The sequence below is a fragment of the Methylomonas sp. Uni0011 genome, assembly GCF_056850255.1.
Genome location: NZ_JBVVNO010000016.1, coordinates 79301 through 88992 on the forward strand (window position 1 = coordinate 79301; position 9692 = coordinate 88992).

Here is a 9692-nt window from a genome sequence, read left to right on the forward strand (position 1 = left end):
CAGTCCTGGCCGCATTATTCGGCAGGGCGTTATTCAACCCCTGCCGGACGCGATATAATACGAAAATCTTTTCTTAACATTAGCCTACGGGAGTTAAACAATGGCAATCGAACGTACTTTCTCAATCATCAAGCCTGATGCGGTCGCTAAAAACGTGATTGGGGAAATTGTCAGCCGTTTCGAAAAAAACGGTCTGCGCATCGTTGCATCCAAAATGCTGCAACTGAGCCAAGAACAAGCCGAAGGCTTCTACGCCGAACATAAGGAACGCGGTTTCTTCAAAGACCTGGTCAGCTTTATGACCTCCGGTCCGGTAATCGTGCAAGTGCTGGAAGGCGAAAACGCCGTGTTGAAAAACCGAGAGCTGATGGGTGCCACCAACCCGAAAGAAGCCGCGCCAGGCACCATCCGCGCCGACTTCGCGGTCAGCATCGACGAAAACGCAGTACACGGCTCCGATGCGCCGGAATCAGCAGCAAGAGAAATCGCTTACTTCTTCTCCGCCAATGAACTCTGCGACCGTATCCGCTAAACCGGATCCGATCAATTTGCTCGATTTCGACAGAAAGGGCCTGCAGGCCTTTTTTGTCGGACTCGGCGAAAAGCCGTTTCGCGCCACCCAGGTGTTGAAATGGATTTATCAGGAAGGCATCTCCAATTTCGATGAAATGACCAACCTGAGCAAGCCCTTGCGCGCTTACCTCAGCGAGCACTGCCAAATCAAAGCGCCGCAGATCGTCGCCGAACAATTGGCTAGCGACGGCACCTGCAAATGGGCGATGCAAATGCAGTGCGGCAACCGGGTCGAAACCGTGTACATTCCGGAAGAACGCCGGGCCACGTTGTGCATCTCCTCGCAAGTCGGTTGCGCACTGGCGTGCACCTTCTGCTCCACCGCCAAACAAGGTTTCAATCGCAATCTGTCGACCGCCGAAATCATCGGTCAGCTTTATTTGGCACAACAACGCCTCGGGCCGGAACGCCGTATCACCAACGTGGTGATGATGGGCATGGGCGAGCCACTATTGAATTTCGACAACGTCGTGGCAGCGATGAATCTGATGATGGACGATTTCTGCTACGGACTGTCAAAACGCCGGGTAACGATCAGCACCTCCGGTATCGTGCCGGCAATGCAACGTTTGAATGCGGTGTGCGACGTCAGCATGGCGGTTTCCCTGCACGCGCCGAATGACGCATTGCGCGACCAGTTGGTGCCGATCAACGTCAAATACCCGCTGAAAGAACTGATGGAAGCCTGCCGAGCCTACGCCAAGACCGGGCCGCGCAAACACATCACGTTCGAATACGTCATGCTGGACGGCATCAACGACAGCGAAGCCGATGCGCATACACTGGTCAAATTGCTGAAAGACGTACCGTCCAAATTAAACCTGATTCCGTTCAATCCGTTTCCGCAATCCCATTATCGCTGCTCGGCGCAAAGCACAATTTTGAAGTTTCGCGATATTCTGCACAACGCCGGCATCGTCACCACGATCCGCAAAACCCGGGGCGAGGATATCGATGCAGCCTGCGGCCAGCTGGTGGGACAAGTGCAAGACAAGAGCCGCCGCCATCTGAAACTGCAAGCCCAGGAAGCCGCGCATGTCAGTTAAGTCTCTGGCGGGTGCAGTCCTCTGGCTGATGGTGGCCGGCGGTTGCGGCCTGCTGCCGACCAGCCGCGAAACCATGAGCTCCGCCGACAAGGCCAGGCTGAATTTACAGATGGGTGCCCGTTATCTCGACATGGGCATGCTCGATGTAGCCAGAGAAAAGCTGGAAACCGCAGTCCGCCTCGACTCCAGCAATGCTGAAATCCATAACACGCTGGCAGTATTTTACGAACGCATCAAGGACTACGACGCAGCCGACGACAGTTACCGTAACGCAATGCGCAAGGATCCGGAAAGTTTCAGCATCAAAAGCAATTACGGACGCTTTTTGTGTGACCGGGGCAAATACGACCAGGGATTCGAGTTACTGAACAACTCTTTGGAATCGCCGATGAACAACCGGCCCTGGTTTGCATTAACCAATTTGGGTTTATGTCATGTCAAACAGAACGACTTTCGCCAAGCCGAAACCTGTTTTCGTCAAGCGTTACAAACCCAGCCGGACTATGCGCCGGCATTGTTGGAAATGCAGCGTATCAGCTACCAGAACCAGCAGTTCATGTCGGCTAGAGCCTTCATGGAACGCTATTTGGGCGTCGCCAAGCACACACCGGAAAGCCTCTGGCTAGCATTCCAAACCGAACGCGCGCTCGGCAACGGCAAGCTGGCCGAAGAATACCGCGAGCAACTACTCGGCTCGTTCCCCGCTTCCAAAGAAGCACAACAAGTTAAAACCGCGATCAGCAAATAGTCCCGCAGTAAACCCATGGCAAAACAACAACAGGCCATTCAGGCCATCCGCGGCATGCACGACATTCTTCCCGAGCAATCGCCTTACTGGCAATGGCTCGAAGGCCAGGCTCGCCAGGTATTGGCCGGATACGGCTACCAGGAAATTCGTCTGCCCATCGTCGAAAAAACCGAATTATTCAAACGCTCGATCGGCGAAGTCACCGACATCGTCGAAAAGGAAATGTATACCTTCGAAGACCGTAACGGCGATTCGTTGACATTACGCCCGGAAGGCACCGCTGGCTGCCTGCGCGCCTGCCTCGAACACGGCCTGTTGCACAACCAAAGCCACCGCTTGTGGTATTACGGCCCGATGTTCCGCCACGAGCGCCCGCAAAAAGGCCGCTACCGCCAGTTTTACCAATTGGGTGTCGAGACTTACGGCATGCCGGGCCCGGATATCGATGCCGAAATGGTATTGTTGACCGACCGTTTGTGGAAACGCCTGGGTATTCGCGACATGGTGGAGTTGCAAATCAACTCGTTGGGCACCAGCGAGGAGCGATTGGCTTACCGCGGCACACTAGTCGAATATTTCAAACAACATTTAAGCCTGCTGGACGAAGACAGCCTGCGCCGGCTGGAGACCAACCCACTACGCATCCTGGACAGCAAGAATCTGGAAATGCAGTCGATGCTGCAACAAGCGCCGGTATTACTGGAACATTTGGGTGCGGAAAGCCTGGCCCATTTCGACAGCCTGAAAGCAACGCTGGACGACTTGGGTATCGCCTACACCATCAATACCCGACTGGTGCGCGGCCTGGATTATTACGGCAAAACCGTTTTCGAATGGGTCACCGAACGGCTCGGCTCGCAAGGCACCATCTGCGCCGGCGGCCGCTACGACGGATTGATCGAGCAATTGGGCGGCAAAGCCAACCACGCGATCGGTTTTGCGATGGGTATGGAACGCATACTGGCCCTATTGGAGTTGCTGGAAACGGTTCCGGTGGAAGCCAGCGTCGACGTCTACATGATCCGGGTCGGGGGTGAGGCCGAAGCCGCCGGCATGCGCCTGGCGGAATCCATCCGCGATCAGTTGCCGCATTTGAAGTTACAAGTCAATTGCGGCGGCGGCAGCTTTAAAAGTCAATTCAAAAAAGCAGACAAATCCGGAGCGGAGTACGCCATCGTCATTGGCGACGACGAGGCCGCCCGCGGCGAAGTGGCGTTGAAGCCCTTGCGCGCCGATCAGGAACAACGCACGCTCGACCATAACCAACTCCTGCAAGCTCTGCGGGACTGGCATCAACCCAAATCCCTGTAACCTGGAAAGATAAGAGAAAGCACCGTGGCAATTTACGATACTGAAGAAGAACAACTGGAACAGTTGAAAAAATGGTGGGAGGCCAACCAAACATCGCTGATCGCCGGCGTGGCCACGGCGCTGGTATTGGTCGCCGGCTGGAATATGTGGCAAAACCACCAGACCAGCCAGCGCAGTCAGGCGTCGCAAATGTACCAGCAGATGCTGGAAAGCGCCGCCAAGGACAATAGCGAATCAACTGAAAAGCTGGCAGAACGCCTGCCGACCGAGTTTGCTTCCACTGCCTACGCCAATTACGCCCACCTGCAACTGGCCAAAGTCAAAGTGCAGAAAGGCGATCTCGAAGGCGCTAAAGCCGTTCTGAAACAGGCAATCCAGACCGCGGACAGCGAACCGCTGAAACACGTAGCCCGCCTGCGTTTGATCCAGCTGATGCTGGCCACCGGCCAATACGAGCAAGGACTGCAACTGATCGCCGAAGTCGACCCGGCCAAAGCCGAAGGCTTCTCGGCCAGCTACGACGAATTGCAGGGCGATCTGTACGTCGCATTGGACCGTATCGACGAAGCGCGTAGCGCTTACCAAAGTGCGATCAGAACCGGCCAAGCCACGCCGCTGACTCAATTCAAATTGGACGACGTCGCCGCGCCTGCGGTTGCGCCGACTGCCGCCAATTAACGCTGTTGAACACGGTTTCGTTTAGGCCATGCAAATAAGGAAAGCCAGATACCTGACCATCGCCACCCTGCTCGCCGGCCCGCTGGTATTGGGCGGATGCGCCGGCCTGGATGCCGGTCGGGATTTCATCTCCGGGATAACGGACTATGTAATGGGCGACGACGATAACGCCGATCCGCCGGCCGCACTGCAGGAATACACCCCGGAACTGCAACTGGAAACGGTCTGGAAGGAATCGGTGGGTACCGGCGCCGACGAAAAGTATCTGAAGTTGATCCCTGCTGTGGCCGACGGTACGGTTTACGCCGCCGATTATAAAGGCCATCTGCAGGCGCGAAACGCCGCCAGCGGCAATCTGGCCTGGGAAACCGATACCGAATACAGTTTCTCCGCCGGGCCCGGCTTGGGCGTGAATACTGTGGTGATGGGCACCAACACCGGCGAAGTCATCGGCTTCGACCGAGCCAGCGGCGAACAGCGCTGGAAAACCGACGTGCCCAGCGAAGTCCAAGCCACTCCGGTAGTCAGCCGCGGCACGGTGATTATCCGTACCACCGACGGTAAAATCATGGCTTTGCGCGAAAGCGACGGCGGATTGCTTTGGACTTCCGAACACAGCGTTCCCGCTTTGAGCATTCGCGGAGCCGGTACGCCGCTTATCATTGACGGCAACGTCATTGCCGGCGCCGCTAACGGCAAACTACAAGCCTTACAACTCACAGACGGCAAAGCGGTTTGGGAAGCCACCATTGCGATTCCCAGCGGCCGCTCCGAAGTCGAACGATTGGTCGATCTCGACGCCGATCCGGCCGCCAGCCGCGGTGCAATCTATGTCGCCAGTTTTACCGGCGGCGCTTCCTCGGTTTCCGAAATCGACGGCGACGTATTGTGGCGCAATGAAGCCGTATCGTCCTATACCGGACTCAGCCTGGATTACCGATACATTTATGTCAGCGATACCCAAGGCGACGTTTGGCAGCTAGACCAACGCAGCGGCGCTTCGTTGTGGAAACAAAAGGATCTGCATAACCGTCACCTTACCGCACCGGCGGCTTACCAAAGTTATGTCGTGGTCGGCGATTTCGAAGGCTACGTCCATTGGCTGTCGGTGACAGACGGCCGCCAATTGGCGCGAACCCAAGTCAGCAAAGCGGCGATTGAGGCCAAACCGGTAGTCGTGGACGACACTGTTTACATATATGCCAAAGACGGCACCCTCGCTGCGTTAAAGGCCCGATAATTCGATGTTACCCGTTATTGCTCTAGTAGGCCGACCCAACGTCGGCAAATCCACCCTGTTCAATTACCTGACCCGTAGCCGCGAGGCGCTGGTGGCCGATTATCCGGGCTTGACCCGGGACCGCCAATACGGCCGGGTCAAACGCGGCGAGCGCGATTGCCTGGTGGTCGACACCGGCGGTATCACCGACGACCAGGAAGGTATCGACGCCTTCGCCAAGAAACAGGTCGAAATTGCGTTGCAGGAAGCCGACGTCGTGTTCTTCATGGTCGACGCCCGTGACGGCATCAATGCCTCCGACGAAGCGATCGCCGATATGCTGCGTAAGCTCGGCAAACCGGTAGTATTGGTCGTCAACAAAATCGATGGTATCGACAGCAATACGGTCACCCACGATTTTTACAGCCTGGCGCTCGGCGAACCGGTACCGATTGCCGCCAGCCACGGTCGCAACGTGCACGAATTGTTGGGCCGGATCGACGAGTTGTTGCCGCCCCAAGCTGAGGAGATTCAGGAAGAAGACCCCGGCATCGCCATCGCCATCGTCGGTCGACCCAACGTCGGCAAATCGACGCTGGTCAACCGTTTACTCGGCGAAGAACGCGTTGTGGTGTTCGACGAAGCCGGCACCACTCGCGATAGCATTTACATCCCATTCGAACGCGACGGCAAGAAATTCACGCTGATCGACACCGCCGGCATGCGCCGCCGCTCCCGAGTGGCGTTGACCGTGGAAAAGTTCAGCATCATTAAATCACTGCAAGCGATCGAAAAAGCCCATGTCGTGATCTATTTGATCGACGCCCGCGAAGGCGTTACCGACCAGGATGCGCATATTCTGGGGTTGGTATTGGAAGCCGGCCGCGCATTGATTATCGGACTGAATAAATGGGATGGCCTTAACGCCGAGCACCGCGAGTTCGTCAAAAAGCAAATCGAAATGAAGCTGTCGTTTCTGGACTTTGCCGAAAAGCATCCGATTTCGGCCTTGCACGGCAGCGGCGTCGGCAAATTGTTCGATGTCGTGCACAGCCTGTACGACTCGGCGATGGTCGATATGTCGACGCCGTTATTGACCCGAATCCTGACCGACGCGCTGGCGGCGCATCAACCGCCGCTGGTCGGCGGCCGTCGAATCAAATTAAAATACGCCCACCAAGGCGGGCGCAATCCACCGGTGGTAGTGATTCACGGCGTACAGACCGATGCCCTGCCCGGCGCCTACAAACGCTATTTGATGAACTATTTCCGCGACCAACTGCAATTGAAAGGAACGCCGGTGCGCTTGGTATTCAAATCGCCGGAAAATCCGTTTCAAGGCCGAAAAAACCCGCTCAGTGACCGGCAGATCAAAAAACGTAAGCGTTTGATCGACTTCAGCAAGCGAAAGAAATAAAAATAGTAACCGCTACAGGAGCCCAGAATGGCAACCATCACCTTCCAAGGCAAACCAATCAACACTGTCGGCGATTTACCGGCCGTCGGCAGTCCCGCCCCGGACTTTCTGCTTACCAACCGGAAAATGCAGGATGTCGGCTTGGCGGAATTTGCCGGCAAACGCAAGGTATTGAATATCGTACCGAGCCTGGACACCCCGACTTGCGCGGCTTCTACCCGCAAATTCAACGAAAAAGCAGCTCATTTACCGAATACCGTGGTGCTGGCCGTATCGGCAGACCTGCCGTTCGCTCAAGTCCGATTCTGCGAAATTGAAGGCATCAAACATGTGGTGCCGCTGTCCACGTTTCGCTCCAGTTTCGCCCACGACTACGGCGTCGAGTTGTTGGATAGCATTTTGGCCGGACTAACGGCACGCGCAATTGTCATTATCGACGAACATAACACGGTCATTTACACCCAGCTGGTCAACGAAATTGCCGACGAACCCGATTACTCCGCGGCGCTGGCAACCCTAAATTAGAAGCTTTAAAAAGCGGGCCATGGGAAATTTCAAAGAACTATCGCAATTCATTAAAATTCGGTAGCCTAAGCCCAATATTGTTAACTTAAGGTTTAGAACGGAACTTTATCTTACTCAGATTTATCTCAAGCCAAGATATCCGGGCGGTTTTGTTTCGGATATTTGAAGACAGACTGCACCAATCGTTGCCATTCAGACTAAGGACGAAATAACTCAACGGGCTTATCGATTACTGTTTTTCCCTATGGAGCGCACTGCCAAAAAAGTAGTTGCGGCTCGAGGACCCCAAGGTAGTGCTAGCTATGAATAGCGAATTCTCGGCTCGGCGTCGAACAGTACGCCGCCAACAGGAACGACGAACCAATCCGTACCCATTCAATTCGGAAGAATGGATTGCCTTCATTCAGCAACAATATTTACTGTGGCCCAAGTACGAACGCCGTATGGGCGAACGCCGGGTTGCCGAAAGACGCGAGACCGACCGCCGAGCAGGATTGCGAAAGGAATCTGAAGACGTCATTTTCCAGCGTACCCGCTGGTTTTCCGCGGAAACCATCCTGAACGACGATGAGAAACAAATGATCCAGGAATTGTTTGCGGAGGAAGAATAGTGCTACGGCTCGGCTCGAATGTCGGCGGGATGCCTGACAATCACGTAGAATCGGTCTCTGGAACGCTTTACCCAGCCACGCACCTCGACGTTTTTTGCAATATAACTTTCCAAGGCTGTAAATAACGGCAAGGAACTTGGCTCGATGGAGACCAAGACCTTATCGCTGAATAACAAATAACTATGCTTTACCGTTTGTTTTAGCGAAATTATCTTGCCGGTCACCCGTTTCCATCCTTGGTAATTTGACTGATCCAGCCGCTCAGCGGGAGTTGGGCTGTAGGCCGCATCGGACCATAGACCAATATTGCCGCGTTCCGCTTCCTCCTGCGCGGCCAGCAATTCGTTAACATATCTCAGGTTTGGCGGGTGAATATTGACAGTTGCTAATCCCCGCTTCACCAACTCGACGTTGATCAATTGTTTATTTTCGTTAAATACATAAGCCAGGGTACGTTGGTATTTATCCTGTTTTTCCACATCGCCCTGCAAAAATACCTTTCGTTGCTCCAGCTTAAGCCGCAACCATTGTTTAGCCTGCTCACCCCCAGATTCTGCGGATTTGATGCGGCCAGCGATTTCCGGCGTATTTATACCTAACAACCTAACTTTGCGGCCGTCATCTAATAGAATAGTATCGCCATCAAACACCTTCTCAACCCGGTAGTAGCTTATCCCCGGATCAATATGCATTACTTGGGCATCTTCATGATGCCGATCCGAGAAATGGCTACGGCCGTGAACGTCTGTCCAACGATAGACTTCGGCGCCAGCAATTACTGGCACCAGTAACGCGAGCACGGACCAACACCCAATTTTTATTGTTTTACGCATACTATGGATATGTCTACTAACCAACAGATAATCGCTGCGACTGAAGCGTGGATTAAATCATTCGTAATAGCCTACAACATTTGTCCCTTTGCAAATCGAGAGCAGCAGCGTAACAGCATTCGTTATCGAGTAGAAAATGGCAATAACGTCGAATCTTGCCTGAACGCGGTTATACAAGAATGCATGCATCTCGATACTCACTCAGAGACAGAAACAACCTTGCTAATTATCACCAGACAGCTCGACAACTTTTACGACTATCTGGACGTATTGGCAATTGCCGAGCAATTATTGATTGATCAAGGATACGAGGGAATTTATCAAATAGCCAGTTTTCACCCGCATTATCGGTTTGCCGATAGTGGCGAAAACGATCCCGATAACTATACGAATCGATCACCGTACCCAATGTTGCATCTAATTCGAGAAAGCAGCATCGAAAGCGCCTTAGCTTCATATCCTGATCCGGCAAGCATACCGGAACGGAATGTGAAGTTGACTAGACAATTAGGCCTAAAGAAACTGCAAAACATTCTTCGCGACTGCCTTGAATCAACTACTTCGGAATGAGCCGCAGAAAGTGCCAAGTGTTACAGTAGAATTGTGTGAGAAGAGTCTAGGCAAAAAAAAGCCCGTCTGAGACGGGCTTTATGTTTAAGAGCTTGGCGATGACCTACTTTCACATGGCAACCTGCCACACTATCATCGGCGCTAAGCGGTTTCACTTCCGA

Annotated in this window: 11 protein-coding genes; 10 read left to right on the forward strand and 1 reads right to left on the reverse strand. The window is 53.9% G+C overall.

Annotated features, from left to right (window positions below; genetic code table 11):
* Window positions 1-100: 100 nt before the first annotated feature.
* The 9 genes from ndk (at window position 101) to AC0IM9_RS16100 (ending at window position 8128) form a co-directional block, all read left to right on the forward strand.
* Complete coding sequence (ndk, locus tag AC0IM9_RS16060) at window positions 101-532, forward strand: nucleoside-diphosphate kinase (RefSeq protein ID WP_140912399.1); 432 nt, start codon at window positions 101-103, stop codon at window positions 530-532.
* On the forward strand, window positions 507-1619 hold the full coding sequence (gene rlmN / locus AC0IM9_RS16065) for a dual-specificity RNA methyltransferase RlmN (RefSeq protein WP_140912400.1): 1113 nt from the start codon (window positions 507-509) through the stop codon (window positions 1617-1619). Before ndk ends, rlmN begins: the two co-directional genes overlap by 26 nt.
* Complete coding sequence (gene pilW / locus AC0IM9_RS16070; RefSeq protein ID WP_140912401.1) at window positions 1609-2367, forward strand: type IV pilus biogenesis/stability protein PilW; 759 nt, start codon at window positions 1609-1611, stop codon at window positions 2365-2367. Before rlmN ends, pilW begins: the two co-directional genes overlap by 11 nt.
* A gap of 15 nt (window positions 2368-2382) precedes the next feature.
* Window positions 2383-3678 (forward strand): histidine--tRNA ligase, encoded by a 1296-nt coding sequence (gene hisS, locus AC0IM9_RS16075; RefSeq protein ID WP_482804667.1) that lies wholly within the window; start codon window positions 2383-2385, stop codon window positions 3676-3678.
* A 24-nt stretch (window positions 3679-3702) separates the two neighbouring features.
* Window positions 3703-4356 (forward strand): YfgM family protein, encoded by a 654-nt coding sequence (locus tag AC0IM9_RS16080; protein ID WP_482804668.1) that lies wholly within the window; start codon window positions 3703-3705, stop codon window positions 4354-4356.
* 28 nt (window positions 4357-4384) lie between these two features.
* On the forward strand, window positions 4385-5596 hold the full coding sequence (bamB, locus tag AC0IM9_RS16085) for an outer membrane protein assembly factor BamB (protein ID WP_140912404.1): 1212 nt from the start codon (window positions 4385-4387) through the stop codon (window positions 5594-5596).
* 4 nt (window positions 5597-5600) lie between these two features.
* Window positions 5601-6992: a ribosome biogenesis GTPase Der gene (gene der / locus AC0IM9_RS16090; RefSeq protein ID WP_140912405.1), complete on the forward strand. Its 1392-nt coding sequence runs from the start codon at window positions 5601-5603 to the stop codon at window positions 6990-6992.
* A gap of 27 nt (window positions 6993-7019) precedes the next feature.
* Window positions 7020-7517: a thiol peroxidase gene (gene tpx / locus AC0IM9_RS16095; protein WP_445372922.1), complete on the forward strand. Its 498-nt coding sequence runs from the start codon at window positions 7020-7022 to the stop codon at window positions 7515-7517.
* Between the two features lie 302 nt (window positions 7518-7819).
* Window positions 7820-8128: a hypothetical protein gene (locus tag AC0IM9_RS16100; RefSeq protein ID WP_140912407.1), complete on the forward strand. Its 309-nt coding sequence runs from the start codon at window positions 7820-7822 to the stop codon at window positions 8126-8128.
* Window positions 8129-8130: 2 nt separating this feature from the next.
* Here the strand turns inward: AC0IM9_RS16100 and AC0IM9_RS16105 are convergent, their stop codons facing one another.
* On the reverse strand, window positions 8131-8928 hold the full coding sequence (locus AC0IM9_RS16105) for a thermonuclease family protein (RefSeq protein ID WP_482804669.1): 798 nt from the start codon (window positions 8926-8928) through the stop codon (window positions 8131-8133).
* A gap of 42 nt (window positions 8929-8970) precedes the next feature.
* Between AC0IM9_RS16105 and AC0IM9_RS16110 the strand changes: the two genes are divergently transcribed.
* Entirely contained in the window at window positions 8971-9531 is a 561-nt protein-coding gene (locus AC0IM9_RS16110; RefSeq protein ID WP_278212592.1) for a DUF1415 domain-containing protein, read from the forward strand.
* The last annotated feature ends 161 nt before the right edge of the window (window positions 9532-9692 follow it).